This window comes from Chryseobacterium sp. HNCC26DJ238 (genome assembly GCF_057180465.1).
In genome coordinates, this window is the sequence record NZ_JBXUGI010000001.1 from 341,193 (window position 1) to 362,066 (window position 20,874).

Annotated in this window: 16 protein-coding genes; 9 read left to right on the plus strand and 7 right to left on the minus strand. The window is 36.3% G+C overall.

Annotated features, from left to right (window positions below; genetic code table 11):
• Positions 1-60 precede the first annotated feature (60 nt).
• The 3 genes from AC2A07_RS01540 to AC2A07_RS01550 are packed head-to-tail and all read right to left on the minus strand — an operon-like array spanning position 61 to position 2,469.
• The gene (locus AC2A07_RS01540) at positions 61-1,464 is read right to left on the minus strand and encodes a radical SAM protein (protein ID WP_484048898.1); all 1,404 of its coding nucleotides are present in this window, start codon (positions 1,462-1,464) and stop codon (positions 61-63) included.
• Between the two features lie 14 nt (positions 1,465-1,478).
• On the minus strand, positions 1,479-1,706 hold the full coding sequence (locus AC2A07_RS01545) for a hypothetical protein (RefSeq protein ID WP_484048899.1): 228 nt from the start codon (positions 1,704-1,706) through the stop codon (positions 1,479-1,481).
• Positions 1,690-2,469 (minus strand): prolipoprotein diacylglyceryl transferase, encoded by a 780-nt coding sequence (locus AC2A07_RS01550; protein WP_484048900.1) that lies wholly within the window; start codon positions 2,467-2,469, stop codon positions 1,690-1,692. Before AC2A07_RS01550 ends, AC2A07_RS01545 begins: the two co-directional genes overlap by 17 nt.
• 69 nt (positions 2,470-2,538) lie before the next feature.
• Between AC2A07_RS01550 and AC2A07_RS01555 the strand changes: the two genes are divergently transcribed.
• Positions 2,539-3,579: a GMP reductase gene (locus AC2A07_RS01555; protein ID WP_484048901.1), complete on the plus strand. Its 1,041-nt coding sequence runs from the start codon at positions 2,539-2,541 to the stop codon at positions 3,577-3,579.
• Between the two features lie 65 nt (positions 3,580-3,644).
• Here the strand turns inward: AC2A07_RS01555 and fabG are convergent, their stop codons facing one another.
• The 3 genes from fabG to AC2A07_RS01570 all read right to left on the minus strand — a co-directional run bounded on the left by fabG (position 3,645) and on the right by AC2A07_RS01570 (position 6,691).
• The gene (gene fabG / locus AC2A07_RS01560) at positions 3,645-4,388 is read right to left on the minus strand and encodes a 3-oxoacyl-[acyl-carrier-protein] reductase (RefSeq protein WP_484048902.1); all 744 of its coding nucleotides are present in this window, start codon (positions 4,386-4,388) and stop codon (positions 3,645-3,647) included.
• Positions 4,389-4,481: 93 nt separating this feature from the next.
• On the minus strand, positions 4,482-5,159 hold the full coding sequence (gene rsmI / locus AC2A07_RS01565) for a 16S rRNA (cytidine(1402)-2'-O)-methyltransferase (protein WP_484048903.1): 678 nt from the start codon (positions 5,157-5,159) through the stop codon (positions 4,482-4,484).
• A 2-nt stretch (positions 5,160-5,161) separates the two neighbouring features.
• Positions 5,162-6,691: a hypothetical protein gene (locus AC2A07_RS01570; protein ID WP_484048904.1), complete on the minus strand. Its 1,530-nt coding sequence runs from the start codon at positions 6,689-6,691 to the stop codon at positions 5,162-5,164.
• 60 nt (positions 6,692-6,751) lie between these two features.
• On the opposite strand from AC2A07_RS01570, the gene AC2A07_RS01575 reads away from it, so the two are divergent.
• The 6 genes from AC2A07_RS01575 (at position 6,752) to AC2A07_RS01600 (ending at position 15,528) form a co-directional block, all read left to right on the plus strand.
• Positions 6,752-7,339, plus strand: a complete 588-nt coding sequence (locus tag AC2A07_RS01575; protein WP_484048905.1) for a thymidine kinase — start codon at positions 6,752-6,754, stop codon at positions 7,337-7,339.
• A gap of 133 nt (positions 7,340-7,472) precedes the next feature.
• Positions 7,473-9,920 (plus strand): bifunctional UDP-N-acetylmuramoyl-tripeptide:D-alanyl-D-alanine ligase/alanine racemase, encoded by a 2,448-nt coding sequence (locus AC2A07_RS01580; RefSeq protein WP_484048906.1) that lies wholly within the window; start codon positions 7,473-7,475, stop codon positions 9,918-9,920.
• A gap of 71 nt (positions 9,921-9,991) precedes the next feature.
• Entirely contained in the window at positions 9,992-12,148 is a 2,157-nt protein-coding gene (locus AC2A07_RS01585; RefSeq protein ID WP_314494485.1) for a patatin-like phospholipase family protein, read from the plus strand.
• A 4-nt stretch (positions 12,149-12,152) separates the two neighbouring features.
• Positions 12,153-12,560 carry an rRNA maturation RNase YbeY gene (ybeY, locus tag AC2A07_RS01590; RefSeq protein WP_314494487.1) on the plus strand — a complete coding sequence of 136 codons (408 nt, stop codon included), beginning with the start codon at positions 12,153-12,155 and terminating at the stop codon, positions 12,558-12,560.
• Positions 12,561-12,743: 183 nt separating this feature from the next.
• Entirely contained in the window at positions 12,744-14,606 is a 1,863-nt protein-coding gene (gene mnmG / locus AC2A07_RS01595) for a tRNA uridine-5-carboxymethylaminomethyl(34) synthesis enzyme MnmG (RefSeq protein ID WP_484048907.1), read from the plus strand.
• 100 nt (positions 14,607-14,706) lie between these two features.
• Entirely contained in the window at positions 14,707-15,528 is an 822-nt protein-coding gene (locus AC2A07_RS01600) for a class I SAM-dependent methyltransferase (protein WP_484048908.1), read from the plus strand.
• A 553-nt stretch (positions 15,529-16,081) separates the two neighbouring features.
• On the opposite strand, the gene AC2A07_RS01605 is transcribed toward AC2A07_RS01600, so the two are convergent.
• Positions 16,082-17,272 carry a phosphoglycerate kinase gene (locus tag AC2A07_RS01605; protein WP_484048909.1) on the minus strand — a complete coding sequence of 397 codons (1,191 nt, stop codon included), beginning with the start codon at positions 17,270-17,272 and terminating at the stop codon, positions 16,082-16,084.
• A 704-nt stretch (positions 17,273-17,976) separates the two neighbouring features.
• Between AC2A07_RS01605 and rpiB the strand changes: the two genes are divergently transcribed.
• Positions 17,977-18,411 carry a ribose 5-phosphate isomerase B gene (gene rpiB, locus AC2A07_RS01610; RefSeq protein WP_484048910.1) on the plus strand — a complete coding sequence of 145 codons (435 nt, stop codon included), beginning with the start codon at positions 17,977-17,979 and terminating at the stop codon, positions 18,409-18,411.
• A 311-nt stretch (positions 18,412-18,722) separates the two neighbouring features.
• Positions 18,723-20,873 carry a ribonuclease R gene (gene rnr / locus AC2A07_RS01615; protein WP_484048911.1) on the plus strand — a complete coding sequence of 717 codons (2,151 nt, stop codon included), beginning with the start codon at positions 18,723-18,725 and terminating at the stop codon, positions 20,871-20,873.
• The last annotated feature ends 1 nt before the right edge of the window (position 20,874 follow it).

Here is a 20,874-nt window from a genome sequence, read left to right on the forward strand (position 1 = left end):
TTCGCTATTTGTTCTTTGATTCAAAATTTTTCTTTCGCTTTGTAAAGTGGTAATTTTAATTCAAAACAAAACCCTATCCTCTCTTCTTAATTCTTCAAGATATTTACTTTTATCATCACGGTAAAATAAATTCATGGTCTCAAATGGAATCATTTTAAGGTCTTTATTGACAATATGAACGCATGATTTTTTGACTGCCCGAACGTCAAAATCGTGGGCATCCATAAAATTCATAATGATAATTCTGAACAGGTTATCGTAATCTAAATTCGGTGCAGAAACTTCCGGCAGACAGCAGAGTAACTGGTTGACCTTAGGCTGTACCTGATCTACTGATATTCCGGTGCTGAAGATATCCAGAAGCTGCATCTGTAAACCTGCATCCTGCTCATAAACAATGGTATTCCTGGTTTCATTGTTCAGCAGATCAGCAGGATTGATATATCGGGTCAGAGGAATCGTTTCACCTTCAAGCTTTAAAATATATCCCATTGCCAAAGAATCCGGGTTACACGGAACAGGAATGATATCATCTCCATTCAGGAGCGGAAACTGATTTAATATTTCCTGACGAACTTCCGTTAGCGTAATTTTTTCATGAGCAGAATCCTCCCTGTTCCTTCCTGCAACCTCAACAGGCTGAAAAGTAATTCCACGGACGCATTTCTGCTTTAAAGCAAAGTCAATCAGCTTTCCTATTTCGTCAATGTTTTTTCCTTTCTGAAGGACGATAACAAGTGTTGTGGAAAGATTTAATTCATTTAATTTCTCCAAAGCTTTCATACGGACATTCGTCAGATCTTTTCCTCTGAAATTTTCCAGAACTTCGGGTCTGAATGAATCAAACTGGAGATAAATTTCAAATTCGGGAGCGTACGCTGCCAGTTTTTCTGCGAAACCGGGATCGTTGGCAATCCGGATTCCGTTCGTATTGAGCATCAAATGTTTAATGGGCTTTGATTTGGCAATATCCATGATCCTGAAAAACTCAGGGTGAATGGTCGGTTCACCGCCACTGATCTGTACAACGTCTGGCTGCCCCTCGTTTTTGACGATGGTATCAAACATTGCTTCGATCTGTTCTAAGCTCCTGTGGCTGCCGTAATGCGGTGAAGACATTGCATAACAGGTGGGACAGGTGAGATTACAGCGGTCTGTTACTTCCACTATAGAAAGGCAGCTGTGCTGCTCATGATCAACACATAACCCGCAATCGTAAGGGCATCCGTATTCTACATCTGTTCCGAAATGAACCGGCATTTCAGAAGCTTTATTGTAATTTCTTATATTTTTATAATATTGGACATCAGAAGCAATCATCGTTTTGAAAAAACCGTGATCCGGACATCTTTTGGTCATAAAAACAGATTCATCCTCAATGATGATTTTTGCGCCTACCCTTTTCAGGCATTCCGGGCAAAGACTGATCGTATAATCGTAATAGGTATAATTTCTTACAGGCATAATTTCATTTTTAGCTACATTCCGCCACAGACAAAACCACTGATCAGGCCACAGATCAGCAGTGAAATCAACATGGTCTGCCAGAATTGTTTTTTAGAGAATTTTCTTCCGTCTCTGCTTTCATAAATCAATTTTACAAAAACAGTAATTACTAATGATACAATAGAGGCCACCCCTAGGATCATTAAAATAATAATGGCGACTAAACCTTCCAGTCCGCCAACTTCAAGAATGGTTAGCATTTTCATATTTATTTTTTTTGGTGCTGATTAAAACTGATGTATTTTTAATTTTATAAATGTAATATATAACCATACAGATACATACCAGCTGAATGGTTCCTAAATTACCGATAATATTTATTTTAGGCTTAATAAAATCCAACATGAACCTGAAGGTAAAGTAACTCAACATAAAGAGCTGAAAAACAAAGCCGGAAGGATATATTTCCTTTCTGCTTATTCTCTTCAGCACGATCCAGAGCAGAATTAAAAATCCTATTTCATACAGTGCTACAGGATGTCTCAGATATTCATCGCCGAGATCCATTCCAAATATTGAATCCGTTGGCAATCCGTAAGTTTCCTCATGAACTCCCGTAAGAAAACATCCTATTCTTCCTATAATGATAGCCAAAATTAAAGGGAAAACAATAAGATCTCCAGTACTTTCCTTGTGTCCCACGATTTTTTTGGCTATTTCTACACCTGCTAATCCTAAAGCCAGGCCTCCAACAATCGTATTATTCGTCCAGATTTTTTTGAAACTGAAATTTTCGAACAGGACATACGGATTTTCCAGGTTTCCGATAAGCTTTGAACCCAGCAATGCACCGGCTGTCGCACCGATAAGAACTGCTGCCGATGTATTAAATGACAGTTTCTCAGATGAATTTCTTTTTAAATAGAAATAAAACCTCATCCCCAGAAATATTCCGACGGTTTCAAATACCGGATGCGCAAGCACGGTTTTACCGAAAATTTGAAATGTTACAGGAAAATCCATCCTTTCAAAAGTAGTATATTTAAGGTAAATTACTGATCTAAATATTTAATTAAAATAAACTTCACCAAAATGCGAATAGAAAATGATATAAAACTGGGCTTTAAGGATGTCATGTTCAGACCGAAACGTTCTACCTTAAAATCCCGCTCAGAGGTTGATCTGGAAAGAGAATTTACTTTTCTCCATACAAAGAAAAAATGGAAAGGAACTCCGGTTATTGCCGCGAATATGGATACGGTAGGAACTTTTGAGATGGCTGTTGAATTGGCAAAAGATAAAATAATCACTGCTGTACACAAGCACTACACCGTTGAAGAATGGAGCTCTTTTCTTGAAAATCAGCCGGAAAGCATTCATCAGTACATCGCACTCAGTACAGGAACGGGGAAAGCTGATGAAGAAAAAATAAAAACTATTATTGATCAGCACCCCAAAATCGAATTTTTGTGCATTGATGTAGCCAATGGTTATTCAGAACATTTCGTTCAGTTTGTCAAGAAAGCCCGGGAAAATTTTCCGGATAAAATTATCATTGCAGGGAACGTAGTCACCGGTGAAATGGTGGAAGAATTACTTCTGGTGGGTGCAGATATTATCAAAGTGGGTATCGGTCCCGGATCTGTATGTACAACGAGAGTAAAGACCGGTGTCGGATATCCGCAACTCTCTGCAATAATCGAATGTTCAGATGCAGCACATGGTCTGAAAGGACATATCATCGCAGACGGAGGGTGCAAAGTTCCCGGAGATGTTGCCAAAGCATTTGGAGGAGGGGCCGATTTTGTTATGCTGGGCGGAATGTTTGCCGGACATGATGAAAGTGGCGGCGAAATGCTTGAAGAAGATGGGAAAAAATTCAAACTGTTCTACGGGATGAGCTCAAAAACAGCAATGGATAAACATGCGGGAGGTGTAGCTGAATACAGAGCTTCTGAAGGAAAAACCGTAAAGATCAGATACAAAGGTCCGGTGTCGGAAACCGTAAAAGATATCCTGGGCGGTGTCCGTTCAACATGTACCTATGTTGGGGCATCAACGTTGAAAGAATTATCAAAAAGGACAACATTTATCCGGGTTCAGGAGCAGGAAAATCAGGTTTTTAACGACTGACGACACAAAAAATCCCTTTCATTCAATTGATGAAAGGGATTATATTTTCAGTCTTAAATTTCTTCTTAAGTAAGCATTCCGCCATCCACATTCAGAACCTGTCCTGAAATATAGGAAGACATTTCGCTTGCGAAGAAAACACATGCATTAGCAACATCTTCCGGCTGTCCGCCTCTCTTCAATGGAATTCCGTCTCTCCAGTTCTGAACAGTTTTTTCATCCAGAGCTGCGGTCATCTCAGTTTCAATAAATCCAGGGGCAATAGCATTGCAACGGATATTTCTTGATCCTAATTCCAGGGCTACAGATTTTGTAAAACCGATTACGCCTGCTTTTGAAGCTGCATAGTTCGCCTGTCCGGCATTTCCTTTTACTCCGACAACAGAAGTCATATTGATGATTGACCCTGATTTAGCCTTCATCATCGGCTTGATAACTGCTTTGGTAAGGTTGAATACGGAATCTAAATTTACTTTGATAATCGTGTCCCAATCATCTTTAGACATTCTCATCAACAGATTATCTTTTGTAATCCCTGCATTATTTACTAAAATATCGATTTTACCAAATTCTGCCATTACTTCTTCCACTAATTTTTGAGCAGCATCGTAATCTGACGCATCAGACTGATATCCTTTGATCTGCGTTACTGAACTCAAAGCAGTTTCTAATTCTTTGGCTTTTTCTACAGAACCGGCGTACGTAAATGCTACCTTTGCTCCGTGCTGAGCAAAAATTTCAGCAATACCTTTCCCGATTCCTCTTGTAGCTCCGGTAATTAACGCTACTTTTCCTTCTAATAGTTTCATATAAATGATGATTATTTATCTAATAAGTTTAGTTTGAATGTGCAAAGATATTGTTTATCTTAAAATAATTTTCATCCCTGCACCAAATAGCAGTTACTTTAAGGAATTATTCACAATCAGAACAATTTCTCCTTTTAAAGTTTTACTCTTCGAAAATTCAATCAATTCACTGATTGTCCCTCTTTTTGTTTCTTCGAATTTTTTTGAAATTTCCCGGCTTAAGCTGGCTCTTGTTTCCTCTCCGAAGAATTCTCTGATCTGTTCCAGAGTTGTGTTGATTTTGTGAGGACTTTCATACAGAACAATGGTCTTTTTCTCTTCTGCAAGCTGTTTCAGTTTTGTCTGTCTTCCTTTTTTTGGAGGAAGAAAACCTGCAAACAAAAATTCATTGTTCGGCAGCCCCGATACCACCAATGCCGGGATCAGCGCTGTTGCGCCAGGGAGGCAGATCATCTCAATATTGCTGTCTGAGCCTGCTTTTGCCAGCAGATAACCCGGATCAGAAATCCCGGGAGTTCCAGCATCTGTAATGATGGCGATATTCTGGCCGCTCTGCAGGTCAGCAATCACTTTCTCAGTAGCTGTATGCTCATTATGTAAATGATAAGATTTTAAGGGTTTTGAAATTTCATAATGCTTCAAAAGAACTCCGGAAGTACGGGTATCTTCACATAAAATATAATCGACTTCTTTCAGCACCTTTATCGCTCTGAAAGTCATGTCTTCTAGGTTCCCGACGGGTGTGGGAACGAAATATAGGATTCCACTCAAAATTATAAGAATTTATTTTCTACCAATATCCAAAGCCTCTGTGCGTATTCATCCACTTTATTCCATTTCCTGTCGTAGTAGAGCTCGCTGAGATATTCTTTTGCCTCCTCCAGATTTCTGCATCTGTTCAGCTCCGCTACAGCCTGATTCAGATCAGTCTGGCTTCCTGCGAAAAGCAATTTTGTAAAAGCCATTCTGTCATTCAGGTCTAACCTGAATTCAGGTTTCTGCTTCTCTGCCTCCATATAATCTGTCGGAATATTGGTCTTCAGGAGACTTCCTGCATCTTCTTTTATGATGGGTGCCGGTTTTTCCTGAGGAACGATTTCGCTTTCCAAATGATCATCATCAAACAGGGTCTGAATGTTTTTCAGTCCTTTAATATTAGCCAACCGTATTTTTTTCTCCTGCTGATATGCTTCCAGGTTCTCAAAACTTTCATCGGAAGCAGGCTTTTCCTTTTCAGATACCGGCTTATCGATTTCTACAATTTTTCGTCTGTATGACTCATCAGATGCCAGGATTTCATCATGATGTGTCTCAGAATCCTTTTTTATTTCAGTAAGAATGCTTTCTACATTGGAATTTTCAGTGACAATTTCATCTTCATCATGTTTAAAATCATTTGAAACAGATTCATTTTCAGGCTCTTCAGTTAAAATACCATTTTCAGATTCATCTGATTTCAGCTCTTCCTCAAACCTATTTGAAATCTTTTCGGAAGAATGAGTTTCTGCACTTTGGGCTTCATAATGATCCTGAATCTGTTCTTCTTCTTCAAATGAATTTGAAATGCTTTCATCGGAAATTTCATTTTCAAATTCTTCAATCTCATTTAACTGGTTGTTAAAGATGACCTCTTCTTCAGTCACACTCTGATCAAATATTTCTTCATCAATATCCTCTTCGTCTTCAGGAACTGAATTTTCCAATACCCTCTCTTCATCTATAAAACTTAAAACCTGAGAAGCCTCTTCAGATTTTTCATTTTCTTCAATTTCATCCAATTGCTGATTAAAAAGAGATTCGTTTTCAACAATTTCATTAGTAAATTCTTTTGGAATTTCGGTTTCAGCATTTAAAATTTCAGAATGTTCTGTCTCCTGATTTTCTACTGCGAGATTAACCATGTTTTCGTGGAATTCATTTTCAACAATATCATTTAATTGATTGTTGAAAATAGCCTCTTCCTCCATCATCTGATTGTGCAGATCACCTTCCTTTTCCTCAATTTCATTCAGCTCATTATTAAAAATGGCTTCTTCTTCCGTTACCTCATGAGAAAAATCCTGAGATTCTCTGTATTGTGATTGCAGATTACCGGGCTGAATTCCCGAAAAAAGCAGATCCGAATTTTGGTAGTACTCAACTTTGTCTTTCAAAAGCTGAAGAAAGGAAATTCTTTCAGCAAGATCATTCACAAGATCCTGCTTAGAAAGTAGTTCGTCAACATGGTTTGTTTTGTCCAGAATACCGATGATATTCTTGGATTCAAAAAAAATCTTTTCCTGTAAATCTTGGATGTTCTGCATAGAAGAATCTTATTAAAATTGCTTACTTTTGATCTTAAAATATTACGGCTAAAATAACAAATGTTTTTAGAAAATACAATTAATCATTCCAAACAAAGCGGTTGGATGGAAGTTATTTGTGGCTCAATGTTTTCAGGAAAAACCGAAGAGTTGATCCGGAGACTGAGAAGAGCTGAAATGGCGGGGCAGAATGTAGAAATTTTTAAACCCAAAACTGATACAAGATATTCTGATGAAGATGTTGTTTCACACAATAAAAATAAAATCCGCAGTACTGCAGTAGAAAATTCCAGTGAAATTATTCTCTTGGGATCAAACTGTGATGTAGTAGGAATAGATGAAGCGCAGTTTTTTGACGAAAGTATTGTAGAAATAGCTAATCAACTGGCAAACAATGGGATCCGGGTAGTCATTGCAGGTCTGGATATGGATTTTCTGGGACGGCCCTTCGGACCGATGCCAAATCTCATGGCCACTGCAGAATATGTGACGAAAGTGCATGCCATCTGTAAAAGAACCGGAAATCTTGCCAACTACTCTATGAGAATTTCCCAGGGAAATAACCTGGTAGAATTGGGAGAAACCGAAAGTTATGAAGCAGTAAGCCGCCGGGTTTTTATAGAAGAAGTACTTTCTAAACGGGAATAATTATTAATTTAGGCTGAGCTTAAGACAAGAAATTTATCTGAATCTGATTTTTCCAAAATTATTTTACTCCTTAGCAAATAATTGATGATCATATCAAGCACACCGAAAACAAAATACAGCAGTAAGGGCACCAATGAACTACACCGTACAACAAATTGCAGAGATCACCGATGCTGAAATCATTGGAAATCAAAATTTAACTGTCAGAAATATCGTTTTTGACAGCAGAATTATTTATTCAATTAAGAACATTGCTTTCATTGCAATCAATACAAAAAAAAATTCAGGTGAAAAATTTATAGAATCTGCAATTGAAAGGGGAATTGATGTTATAATTTCAGAGCATCATGATCCACAGTTTGATAATGTAACCTGGATTATCGTGAAAAACTCCGTTGAGTTTCTTCAGAAATTAGCAAAATATCATTTTAAACATTCAGCAATACAGACAGTAGGAATTACAGGCAGCAATGGTAAAACGATTCTTAAGGAATGGCTGTACCAATGTGTATGGAATGAATTTCCGACGGTAAAAAGCCCAAAAAGTTTTAATTCACAGATCGGTCTGCCTCTTTCATTGCTTCAAATCAATTCAAATCACCTTTTAGGGATTTTTGAAGTAGGTATTTCGATGCCGGATGAAATGCAGGTTCTGGAAAATATTTATCAGCCGCAAATAGGTTTATTGACCCATATCGGAACTGCCCACGCTGCTAATTTTAGATCTGAGGAAGATTTAATAGATGAAAAACTAAAACTTTTCAAGGATTCTGAGATTATTATTTTTAACGGAGACAATGATCTGGTTTTAAATAAAATAAATAAATTATATTCAAGTAAAAAGTTAATCTCATACGGATTAAAAAATACCAACAATGTCACTTTCAAAAATAACATTTCAAAAAATGAAAATGTTGTCGTAAAATATTTGGATGAAGAAATCAGCTTTCCGGTTCATCAAAGGGATGAAGCAACTTTAACCAACGTTCTTGCACTGCTGACCGTCCTGAAGGAACTGAAAATAGGTAATGATAAGATTGTTGAAAAAATAAATGCCCTGAAAGCCGTTGAAATGCGACTTGAAGCCATTGAAGGAATAAAAAACAATATAGTGATCAATGATTCTTTCAATTTGGATCTTGATTCCCTGAAGACCGCCTTACAGTTTCTCAATGAATATAAGAAGCCAAAAAAATCTTTGGTTCTAACCGATATTATCGGTGTAAATGCCAATTCTCAGGAACTGTATGAAGAGGTTTCAGAACTGGTCAATGAACAGCAATTTGACCATGTATTTCTGGTTGGTGAGGAAATTACTCTGTTTAAAGAATTATTTAAATCTAAAACTTTTACTTTCATTGATACGAAAGAATTAATTCACAGTAAGCATCTTACTGAAATTGAAAATCAGATTATCCTTCTGAAAGGGGCCAGAAAATTTGAGATTGAAAAACTAAAAGATCTTTTAGAACTCAGAAAACATGATACGGTTCTTGAGGTCAATCTGAATGCAATACTCCACAACATCAATTATCATAAATCCCTGCTTAGCCCATCTACAAAAATGATGGCTATGGTAAAGGCAAATGCTTATGGTCTGGGAAGTTATGAAATTTCAGAATTTTTGCAGCACCATCATATCGATTATCTCGGAGTTGCTTATGCTGATGAAGGAATAGAACTTCGGAAAAAAGGAATTACCACTCCTATTGTCGTAATGAATCCTGAGCAACACAGTTATGATGCCGTTGTGCAATATAATCTGGAACCTGAGATCTACAGTTTCAGGGTTTTGGAGCTGTTTTATGAGGCTGTTCAAAAATCCGGATATGATAAGAAATATCCGGTCCATTTAAAGCTTGAAACGGGAATGCACCGCCTTGGATTTAAAGAAAATGAACTGGATCAGCTTATTCAGAACTTACAGGATAAAAACCTGACCGTTCAAAGCATTTTCAGTCATCTTTCGTCTTCTGATGTACCGGATGAAAAAGATTTTACCCTCAAACAGCTGGAGACATTCAGGAAAAACTCAGATTATTTAATTGATAAACTGGGTTATCATCCTTTACGACATATTTTAAATTCGTCTGGAATCACCAGTTATACGCATTATCAATATGATATGGTCCGAATTGGTATCGGCATGCTCGGTGAATCCCCAAATCCGGAAATTCAGAAACAGCTGCAGTCAACAGTAAGTTTTAAAACTGTTATTTCACAGATTTCTTCAGTAGATCATGGAGAATCTGTAGGATACAGCCGTAAATATAAAACGGATCATCTCACAAAAATTGCAACAATTCCTGTGGGATATGCAGACGGAATACCGAGATTGATAGGAAACCAGACCGGAAAGGTGGGAATCAATAAAACCCTGGTACCAATTGTTGGGAATATCTGTATGGATATGATGATGATCAGGGTAGATGATATATCCCACGTGAAAGAAGGTGATACAGTAACGATTTTTAATGCAAAGCCAAGTCTTAAAGAGTTTGCCGGATACTGCAAAACCATTACCTATGAAGTTTTAACCTCAATCTCTCCCAGGGTAAAACGGATTTATATAAAAGATTAAAAATGAAACTGTCATTAAAAGGCTGTCCTGAAAAAGTAAACTTTTAATACCTTTCGAAATACATAGCTAATATGAAAAAACTTCTTGTTCTCTTATTTGCGTTTCAACTCCTGGTTGTCCATTCACAGATAAAAAAGGGTCTGGTCATTCCGAAAAATCCTAAGATAGGACTTTCTCTTGCGGGAGGAGGTGCAAAGGGATTTGCGCATGTTGGAGTCTTAAAAGTTCTGGACTCTTTAGGAGTGAAAATTGACTATATTTCCGGAACCAGCATGGGATCTATCGTTGGAGGTTTGTATGCTGCAGGATATACAGGAAAAGATATCGAAAAAATAGTAATGGATACTGATTTCTATTCCTTGATAAGAGATCCTAAATCACGTACTGAAAGTACATTTTTTAATAAATCAGTAGACAAATACCTTTTATCTATTCCCCTGAAAAACGGTAAAATCAATCTCCCCTCCTCGATCAGTTCCGGACAGAAAAATGTCTACCTGCTGAAAGAACTCTTTAAGAATGTCTCAACAATCGAAGATTTTTCTAAACTGCCGATTCCCTTTATGTGTGTAGCCACTAATCTGGAAAGCGGGAATATGCAGATCTTTGAAAAAGGAGATCTGGTACAGTCAATCATGGCAAGTTCTGCATTCCCTTCATTAATGGATCCTGTAAAAATCGGGGACAGTATTTACATTGACGGTGCAATGACTGTCAATTATCCTTCAAAGCCTCTGAAAGATAAAGGAATCGATATTGTCATCGGTGTAGATCTGAATCAGGATCTGTCAAAGAGAGAAGATTTAAACAATATCATCTCCATTCTCAATCAGGTCATTGATTTCGGAATTCAGAAAGATACCAGAAGACAGTATAAATTTACAGATATCAATATCAAGCCCGATCTGAAAGGAATGACTGCTACAAGCTATGATGAGAAGAAAAAGATTCTTGACAGCGGCTTTGTAGAAGGATTAAAATACACAGATATCCTCGATGAGCTTCCAAAACGTTCTTTTGACCGCCTCAGACAGCCCGTAAATCCAATATATTCTAACGTGTACAAGATAGACAGCATTGAACTTGAAGGGAGCAGAATATACGGTAAAAACTATGTCCTGGGTAAAATGGGTCTACGTCTTCCCTCTATGCAAACGTATGGAAGCATTAATAAAGGAATTGATAAGCTCGTTGCTACAAACAATTACCGTTTTATCAATTACGATATTGTAACAGAAAATAACGTCAACTATCTGAAACTTTACGTCACAGAAGACGATGCAAGACATTTTCTAAAATTCGGACTGCATTATGATGAAATTTTTAAGACAGGATTACTCCTTAATTATTCAGCTAAGCGATTGCTTTTTAAAAATTCAAATCTTTCCCTTGATGTTGTTGTAGGAGACAAGCCGAGATATTACCTGAATTATTTTGTTGATAACGGCTACATACCGGGATTCGGTCTTTATTCTTCAGGAATGAGTTTTGATCTCAAAGGAAATAACAATATCAATGTTGACAAATGGGAATGGCTGCGAAACGAAATTTATATCCAGTCTATCTGGAAAGATAAGTATGCTGTAGGAACAGGACTAAGCCACGATTATTTTGAAGCTGAAATGAATGGTACCAATAAAAGGTACAGTCGGTTTATGAATCCATATATTTTTCTTAAAAGTGATACACAGGATGATAAAGACTTTCCACGCAGGGGATTTTATTTAAACGCAGAAGGAAAGGTAATTGATCTGTTAAAATCAGCAGTTGATAAAAGAATAGTTCAGGTAAAAGCAGATATTAGGGTCAATATTCCTTTATCCAGACAATTCAGTTATCATCTTAACCTCTATGGCGGAATTACCATTGGTGATAATCTCCCACAATTCTATCAGTACAGGCTTGGAGGAATCTTTGAACAGAATATTGTCAATTTCAAAACATTTAACGGTTTTTATTTTGCACAGTTAAACAGCAATAACGTAGCACTAATTTCAAATGATATTCAATTTAAATTTTACAAGAATTTTTTCCTGAGCGGTAATTTTTCTTTTGCCAATCTTTCAGACGATATCAGTTTTGAAGATGCAGTTAAAGTAAACTACAGTTCTTTGGGAATCATGGCTGGTTATAAATCCCCGTTTGGACAGATTAAATTCAACTTCAGCCATTCACTTAAAAATAATCAAAAAGGTATATTCAGTGTTATTTTAGGACACTGGTTTTAAAAAAATGATACAGTTCTTTTACGAAAACCTGACCGACACTGTCAGTACAGACTACAAAAAATGGCTGGAAGAAATCATTCTTTCAGAAGGAAAAAAAACGGGTGATATCAATTACATTTTCTGTGATGATGAATATTTACTCAAGATTAATCAGGATTATCTGCAGCATGATTACTATACAGATATTATCACTTTCGATTCTGTGAAAGGCAAAACAATAAGCGGAGAGATTTTCGTATCTTTGCAGCGCATTTCAGACAATGCTTCTACCCTGTCTAAAAACTATGAAGAAGAATTAAGAAGGGTCTTAGCTCATGGTATTCTTCATTTGTGTGGTTATAAAGATAAGTCAGAAGCAGAAGAACAGGAAATGCGAAGAAAAGAAGACTTTTATATCGCAAGATATAATTAGGAGCAGTTTCCCGCTGTCCGCAATCGCTTTTTTCATTTTTCAAATAAAAAAAGCTCAGCAAATACTATTAACGGGGCCGAAAACTACGGAATACAGGCGCTTTTAAGCCCTTTTTCGAGATAATGTTTCACGTGAAACATTTATATAGAATTTAAAAATTTGAGGCTTAAATAAGCAATTAAAATGATTTCAGAAATATATGATGTAATTGTAGTAGGCGCAGGTCACGCAGGATGTGAAGCTGCTGCTGCTGCTGCCAATTTAGGATCCAAAACTTTATTGGTTACTATGAATATGCAGACCATCGGACAGATGAGCTGCAACCCGGCAATGGGTGGAATTGCCAAAGGACAAATTGTAAGAGAAATAGATGCGATGGGAGGCTACTCCGGAATTATTGCTGACAAATCTGCGATACAGTTTAAAATGCTGAACCTTTCAAAGGGCCCTGCCATGTGGTCTCCAAGAACACAAAACGACAGGATGCTTTTCGCCGAAGAGTGGCGCCTGGCATTAGAAAATACTCCTAATCTCGACTTTTTCCAGGATATGGTAAAGAGTTTAATTATCGAAAACAATCGTGCTGTCGGTGTGATAACTTCATTGGGAATTGAAATCAGATCTAAGTCTGTTGTCCTGACAAACGGAACATTCCTCAATGGTTTGATCCATGTTGGAGACAAGCAATTAGGCGGTGGAAGGATGGGCGAACCAAGAGCTTTTGGAATCACTGAACAGTTAGTCTCTCTTGGTTTTGAAGCAGGAAGAATGAAAACAGGTACGCCTCCTAGAGTAGATGGAAGGAGTCTCGACTACTCCAAAATGGAGGAACAGAAAGGAGATGAAAACCCTCAAAAATTCAGCTACTTAGACAGTCCTAAATTAACTAAACAATTAAGCTGTCATATCGTTTACACAAACGAAACCGTACATGAAGTTTTGCGTGAGGGATTTGACAGAAGCCCGATGTTTAACGGTACTATTCAGAGTTTAGGCCCGAGATACTGTCCCAGTATTGAAGATAAGATCAACAGGTTTGCAGAGCGTACCAGACATCAGCTTTTTGTAGAACCGGAAGGATGGAGAACAGTGGAAATATATGTTAACGGTTTCAGTTCATCACTGCCGGAAGATGTCCAGATTAAGGCAATGAAACATATCCCGGGATTTGAAAACGTAAAAGTATTCAGACCAGGTTATGCCATTGAATATGACTACTTCCCTCCTACTCAGCTAAAGCATACTTTAGAAACAAAACTGGTGGAAAATTTATATTTTGCGGGACAGATTAACGGTACTACGGGATATGAAGAAGCAGCCGGGCAAGGTTTAATGGCCGGTATCAATGCACATAATAAAGTACATGAGAAAGATGACTTTATCCTAAACAGGGATGAGGCTTATATTGGAGTTCTTATTGATGATCTGATCACTAAAGGAACTGAAGAACCTTACAGGATGTTTACATCACGAGCTGAATACAGATTGCTTTTAAGACAGGATAACGCAGATATCCGACTGACAGAAAAAGCGTATGATCTGGGTCTTGCAAAAGAAGACAGACTAAAGAAAGTCGAAGAAAAAATCACTAAAAGTCAGGAACTTGAGACCTATTTGAGAGAAACTTCTTTAAAGCCAGGGATTATCAATCCTATCTTAGAAAGTATTGAAAGTAATCCTGTCGATCAGGCATACCGTGCTTCGCAATTTCTTACCAGGCCGAATATTACTTTAGATAAACTCGATCAGATCGAAGCAATCAGAGAAGTAACCTCTCAGTACAGCGACGAAGTCAGAGAACAGGCTGAAGTGAATATTAAATACAAAGGTTATATCGAGAAAGAAAAAGAAAATGTTGCTAAATTAAACAGACTTGAAAATGTAAAGATTCCGGAAGATTTTGATTATATTAAAATATCCAGTCTTTCTGCAGAAGCTAAACAAAAAATGAACAAAGTACGACCTAAAACTTTGGCTCAGGCAGGAAGAATCAGTGGTGTATCCCCTGCTGATATCAACGTTTTAATGATCTATTTAGGAAGATAAATAAAATATGTTTCACGTGAAACATATAAAATAAATCAAGGTATTTAGAAGCTTAAAACACTTTTCTGAATACCTTTGTTTTTAAAATACAATACTCAAAATGAAAATAAAGGATCATTTTCTATCTCAGGAAATATTTGAAATCAAAGAAACCGAAACAATAGGAGTTTTTAAAACCTCCCCTATTCCATCCAATATTTCAAAATATTATGAAAGTGAAGATTACATTTCTCATCATCAGGATTCAGGAAGTTTAAAAGAAAAACTGTATAAATTTTTGCAGTCTTTTAATCTGCAGTATAAAAAAAACATCCTCGTTGACAGAATAAAAAAGAATTCCAAAGTATTGGATTATGGTTGCGGTGCAGGAGAGTTTGTAAAATATATTGAAAATGATTTTGAAACTTTTGGATTTGAACCGGATCCGGATGCTAAAGCCGCTGCATCAAAGAAAGTTTCTAAAGCAAAAATAATTGCGGATATTGATCTCATTGAAAATGAAACTTTAGATGCCATCACTCTATGGCATGTCTTCGAGCATATTGAAAATCAGGATGAGATGCTAGAAATTTTCAACTCAAAACTGAAAGAAAAAGGCCTGCTTATCATTGCGGTTCCCAACCCTACTTCATACGATGCAAAACACTATAAAGAATTTTGGGCAGCTTATGATGTACCAAGACATATCTATCATTTTTCAAAATCCGGAATGGAAAATCTCATTTCTAAAAAACCAAACTGGAAAATGAGAAAAATTAAACCTTTGGTTTTAGATTCATATTACATCTCTATGTTGAGCGAAAAATACAAAAAATCATCCATATTTTGGCTAAAAGCAGTCGTTCACGGAACGATTTCGAACGTAAAAGCACTTTTTTCTAACGAATTTTCAAGTTTGATCTATATTATCGAGAAAAAGTAGAAAATCGATTTTTAAGCTATTTATGAAAGCCAATTATAAGGTGTTTTGACGAATTTTTATAAAACCTCAGGATTTTTTCCTGAGTTTTATTTTTTCAAGTATAAAATTTATCATCTAAAATAAAAATTTAACGAATTCAAAATTTTTATAAAAATATTCTGCTTAATAAAAATCCTCTTAAAAATCAAAATTGAATTTCCAAAAGATTTATAAATTGTAAGATTGCAAATAAGCACGCTCCTTCATTCCGGAGAAATGACAATAAAGAACAGAATATAAAAAATTAGATTATTCGAGGAGGAGATATTTAGAAAAAGTACAAAAATTATAAAATGAGCAATACAAAAAGAAATTTCTGACAAAAACACCTGTTTTAAGCAGTATTCTAAAAATTCTACAGTAATAATTCAGAAAACTATTCTTTTTAAGTTTGATGTATTTGTGAAAGCAGTTTTTCATCGGTCTTCTGAAAAAAAGTCCGTCGAAAATTAGAAACAAATAAAAAAGTCTGCTGAAAATTTCAGCAGACTTGAAAAATATTTTAAATATTAGATTATTTATTAATCGCAGCAATACCCGGAAGCTCCAATCCTTCCAGACTTTCCAGCATTGCCCCACCACCGGTAGAAACATAACTTACTTTATCCTCATAACCGAACTGCTTAACAAAAGCAACGCTGTCTCCACCTCCGACTAAAGAAAACGCTCCCAGTTTTGTTGCTTCAGCAATACTTTCGCCCAGTGCTTCAGTACCTGCAGAGAAATTTGACATTTCAAAAACACCAATAGGACCATTCCAAAGAATAGTTCTTGAATTCAATAGAACATCATTAAACTGTTTTCTTGATTTTGGACCTGCATCCATTCCCATCCAGTCTTCAGGAATTTCATAAATGTCAGATTCTTTTCTCTCAGCATCATTACTGAAACTTTCAGCAATAACTGTATCAGACGGGAGATAAACTTTAACATTATGTTCTTTCGCTTTTCCCAGAATTTCAAGTGCCAAAGGTAATTTATCCTCTTCAACCAATGAATTTCCTATCTTACCTCCAAGTGCCTTGATGAAAGTAAAAGCCATACCTCCACCGATGATCAGATTATCAACAGCTGGCAGTATATTTTCAATAATGGTAATTTTAGTTGAAACCTTTGAACCTCCTAATATTGCTGTAACAGGCTTTTCACCACTTTTTAAAACTTTATCAATTGCTTTTAATTCATCAGCCATTAGTAAACCGAAAAACTTAGTCGATTGAAAATAATTAGCGATTACCGCTGTCGAAGCATGAGCCCTGTGAGCTGTACCAAAAGCATCATTCACATAGGCATCTCCTAATTTTGATAGTTTTTCGGCAAAAGCTTCATCTCCCTTTTCTTCTTCATTATGAAAACGAAGATTCTCCAATAACAGAATTTCTCCTGGCTGAAGTTCGGAAGCAGCTTTCTCCGCTTTCTCTCCAATTGATTCTTCAACAAATTTCACCTCATGACCCAAAACAGATGAAACATCTTTTACGATGTGCTTTAAAGAGAACTCATCTTTAACCTCTCCTTTTGGTCTGCCTAAGTGTGCCATTAAAATTACGGAACCGCCATCCTGCAGAATCTTTTCAACAGTAGGTTTTACCGCTGAGATTCGTGTATTGTCTGTCACTTTCAGCTGATCGTCCTGTGGAACATTGAAGTCTACTCTTACTAAAGCCTTTTTATCCTTAAAATTAAAATCGTTGATTGTTTTCATAAATAAATTTATCTTTTCGTCTTACAGAACCACTTTTTATACCAAACAGAAAGTTTTTACATCCAAAGCGATTTCGTTTATTTTCTATTGATTTTTGTTTCACAAATGTAAGATTTTAAACTTTTGAAAAAGATCCAAAAACATAAAAGTTTTCAAAAACTTCCCACAGAACCTTACTCACCAATCAACACTAATTTTCTTTATAGATAAAAAAAAGAATGATAGTTGTTGTTGAGTGTTGTGAGTTTCGGGGATAACTTTTTGATTAAAACTTCATAACATGTAGTTTGAATTCAATTCATATTTAATTAACAATGTAAATCATTGACCATCTGATAAATTTAAGACTTATTAACAAATATGGATAACTTTTGAACATCAAAGATATTAGTTTCTCAATTATGGAAAAGGTAAAGATTAATCCCCGGAAAGATTTTGAAAGTTTTGTATTGACTTTCCCAAACTTTAGTCCATTAACAAATTTTCGCTTCAAAAAATAATTTAGTTCAGAAAAGTTTTCCACAGTTATTCACATTGCTTCTAACATTTTATGAGCAGCTAAATAACAATTTGTTTATTAATACTTAAATTTGCAGAATAATCTGAATGATAAGATGTAAGAATGGATTTGTCAATATTGATTGCCGAAAAACAATCTGATAATCAGTTATTTGAATTTAATAATAAAAAATAGATCTATATATATGAAAAGAAAGATAGCTATTGCCGGAGATCATGCCGGTTTTGAATACAAGGAGATTTTGAAAAAACATCTTGAGGAAACATTCGAAATCCTGGATTTCGGAACTTTTTCTACAGACAGTGTAGATTACCCTGATTTTGTACATCCTGCTGCAAGCTCTGTTGAAAATGGGGAAAACGAACTGGGAATCTTAATCTGTGGAAGCGGAAACGGCGTGCAGATTACAGCAAATAAGCACCAGAAAATCAGATGCGCGCTTTGCTGGATGCCTGAGATAGCAGAACTGGCAAGACAGCATAATGATGCGAATATGATTTCGATCCCAGCCAGATTTATTTCCAAAGAAGTTGCGATTGAAATTGCAAATAGATTTCTGTCTACTGATTTTGAAGGTGGAAGGCATCAGACAAGAGTTGATAAAATAGCTTTCTGCTAAAGATAAAGGCTTGTAATTCAGTTTACAAGCCTTATTTATTTTTTATTTACTATATTTGCAGTATCAAAAAGAATTTACTTATCTGTTTATTCCTCTTTGAACCTACAAAATTCTTCAATATTATTAACAGGTTTTTCTCTACCCTTCTCCTATTTTGTATTAAATTTATACAAACTAAAATTTCAATCATTGAAAGTGATTCGAAAAGACTTAATTCATCATCAATAAAAAAATGTCATACAAATGTATGCGCTTACAATACATAATTTTCAAAGGAATTTGATCATTACATTATAATTTAAAAGAATAAAATGCCAAAAAAAAATAAATACATCAGTCAGAAAAATGACGCAAAACTCGTGGAAATCGGCAGATTGATTCTCCGTTTCATGAATCAGAATCAAACCAAAATATACAATTACAAACAGATTTCAGACGGAATCGATTATAAAAATCCGAGACAGCGCGAGCTGGTTATCCAGTCCTTACACAAGCTTTTGGCAAATAAAAGAATTAAGGAAACGGAAAAAGGAAAATTCAGTATTAATCTCAATATTGAAGGCACTTTAACAGGGGTTATAGATTTTAACCAAAGTGGAAATGCTTATGTAACTGTTGAGAATCTCAAAGATGATGTTTTCGTTCACGCCAAAAATGTGAAAGATGCATTACAGGGTGATAAAGTTCTAATCGTAACCTACAATTTTAAAGGAAAGAAAATGGAAGGCTCCGTGCTTGAAGTTTTAGAAAGAAACCGTACAGAGTTTGTAGGAACTTTCCAGCTGGTTCCGCATAAAGAATTCGGATTTGTAGTTTGTGATAAGAAGACAATTAACACTGATATTTTTATTCCAAAAGGTAAAATTAACGGTGCCGAAAACGGCGATAAAGTCGTTGTAAAAATGTTGGAATGGAAAGCTGGTGACAAAAATCCTGATGGAGAAATCATCAAGGTTTTAGGGGCTCCGGGGGAACATGAAACAGAGATCCACTCTATTTTAGCAGAATACGGCTTGCCGTACAGTTTTCCTGAAGAAGTGGAACAGGATGCTGAAAAAATCGACAGGAGAATTACTGATGAAGAAGTTGCAAAACGCAGAGATATGCGTAAAATATGTACTTTCACCATTGATCCTAAAGATGCAAAAGACTTTGATGATGCATTATCCATTCAAAAACTGGACAATGGAAACTGGGAAATCGGTGTACACATTGCCGACGTTTCTCATTACGTAGTTCCGGGAACAATGCTGGATGATGAAGCGTACGAGAGAGCAACGTCCGTATATCTGGTTGACCGGGTTGTACCGATGCTGCCGGAAGTCTTAAGTAATGACGTTTGTTCATTGCGTCCGAATGAAGATAAATTCACTTTTTCAGCTGTTTTTGAGATGAATGATAAAGCTGATGTGGTTAATCAATGGTTTGGAAGAACGGTGATTCACTCAGACAGAAGATTTACCTATGAAGAAGCGCAGGAAAGAATTGAAACTCAACAGGGTGATCTGACGGAAGAAATTCTTACGCTTGACAGGCTTGCAAAAATTATGCGTGAGCAAAGAATTAAAGACGGAGCCATTACTTTTGACAGAAGTGAAGTCAGGTTTAATTTAAATGAAAAAAGCGAACCGATTGGGGTTTACTTTAAAGTCAGCAAAGATTCAAATCATCTGATTGAAGAATTTATGCTTTTGGCGAACAAAAAAGTTTCTGAATTTGTATCTCTTAAAAAAGGAAAGCCCAGCAGCAATACCTTTATCTACAGAGTTCACGACGACCCGGATCCTGCGAAACTGGAAGCTTTAAGAGATTTTGTATCAACTTTCGGATACAAAATGGATTTGGCGAATACCAAAAAGGTAGCTGAATCTTTAAATAATTTACTGCTTGAAGTGAAAGGTAAAGGTGAAGAAAATATGATTGAAACTCTTGCAATGCGAAGCATGAGCAAAGCGGTCTACTCTACCGAGCCTATCGGTCACTACGGTCTTGGGTTTGACTATTATTCTCACTTCACCTCTCCTATCCGTCGTTATCCCGATCTACTTGCTCACCGTCTGCTTCAGCATTACCTGGATGGCGGAAAACCTACGGATAAAAATGAACTGGAAGAAAAATCCAAACACTGCAGTGCAAGAGAACGTCTTGCTGCAGATGCTGAAAGAGATTCAATTAAATTTATGCAGGTGAAGTTCATGGAAAAACATTTGGGAGAAACTTTCACCGGTGTTATTTCCGGAGTGGCTGAGTTCGGTTTCTGGGTACAGATTCCTGAGAATGGAGCCGAGGGTTTAATTAAATTACGTGATCTGATGGATGATTCTTATTCTTATGATAAATCGACCCATGCAGTATACGGTTCAAGAACAGGAAACAAATACCAATTGGGGGAAGAAGTTAAAATCAAGGTGGTAAAAGCCAATTTAATTCAAAAACAATTGGATTTTAAGATTGTTGATTGAC

Excerpts from the sequence above, each read along its gene's own strand:
- AC2A07_RS01540 (WP_484048898.1), bottom strand. The coding sequence starts at position 1,464 with ATGCCTGTAAGAAATTATACCTATTACGATTATACGATCAGTCTTTGC.
- AC2A07_RS01545 (WP_484048899.1), bottom strand. The coding sequence starts at position 1,706 with ATGCTAACCATTCTTGAAGTTGGCGGACTGGAAGGTTTAGTCGCCATT.
- AC2A07_RS01550 (WP_484048900.1), bottom strand. The coding sequence starts at position 2,469 with ATGGATTTTCCTGTAACATTTCAAATTTTCGGTAAAACCGTGCTTGCG.
- AC2A07_RS01555 (WP_484048901.1), top strand. The coding sequence starts at position 2,539 with ATGCGAATAGAAAATGATATAAAACTGGGCTTTAAGGATGTCATGTTC.
- fabG (WP_484048902.1), bottom strand. The coding sequence starts at position 4,388 with ATGAAACTATTAGAAGGAAAAGTAGCGTTAATTACCGGAGCTACAAGA.
- AC2A07_RS01570 (WP_484048904.1), bottom strand. The coding sequence starts at position 6,691 with ATGCAGAACATCCAAGATTTACAGGAAAAGATTTTTTTTGAATCCAAG.
- AC2A07_RS01575 (WP_484048905.1), top strand. The coding sequence starts at position 6,752 with ATGTTTTTAGAAAATACAATTAATCATTCCAAACAAAGCGGTTGGATG.
- AC2A07_RS01580 (WP_484048906.1), top strand. The coding sequence starts at position 7,473 with ATGAACTACACCGTACAACAAATTGCAGAGATCACCGATGCTGAAATC.
- AC2A07_RS01585 (WP_314494485.1), top strand. The coding sequence starts at position 9,992 with ATGAAAAAACTTCTTGTTCTCTTATTTGCGTTTCAACTCCTGGTTGTC.
- ybeY (WP_314494487.1), top strand. The coding sequence starts at position 12,153 with ATGATACAGTTCTTTTACGAAAACCTGACCGACACTGTCAGTACAGAC.
- mnmG (WP_484048907.1), top strand. The coding sequence starts at position 12,744 with ATGATTTCAGAAATATATGATGTAATTGTAGTAGGCGCAGGTCACGCA.
- AC2A07_RS01600 (WP_484048908.1), top strand. The coding sequence starts at position 14,707 with ATGAAAATAAAGGATCATTTTCTATCTCAGGAAATATTTGAAATCAAA.
- AC2A07_RS01605 (WP_484048909.1), bottom strand. The coding sequence starts at position 17,272 with ATGAAAACAATCAACGATTTTAATTTTAAGGATAAAAAGGCTTTAGTA.
- rpiB (WP_484048910.1), top strand. The coding sequence starts at position 17,977 with ATGAAAAGAAAGATAGCTATTGCCGGAGATCATGCCGGTTTTGAATAC.
- rnr (WP_484048911.1), top strand. The coding sequence starts at position 18,723 with ATGCCAAAAAAAAATAAATACATCAGTCAGAAAAATGACGCAAAACTC.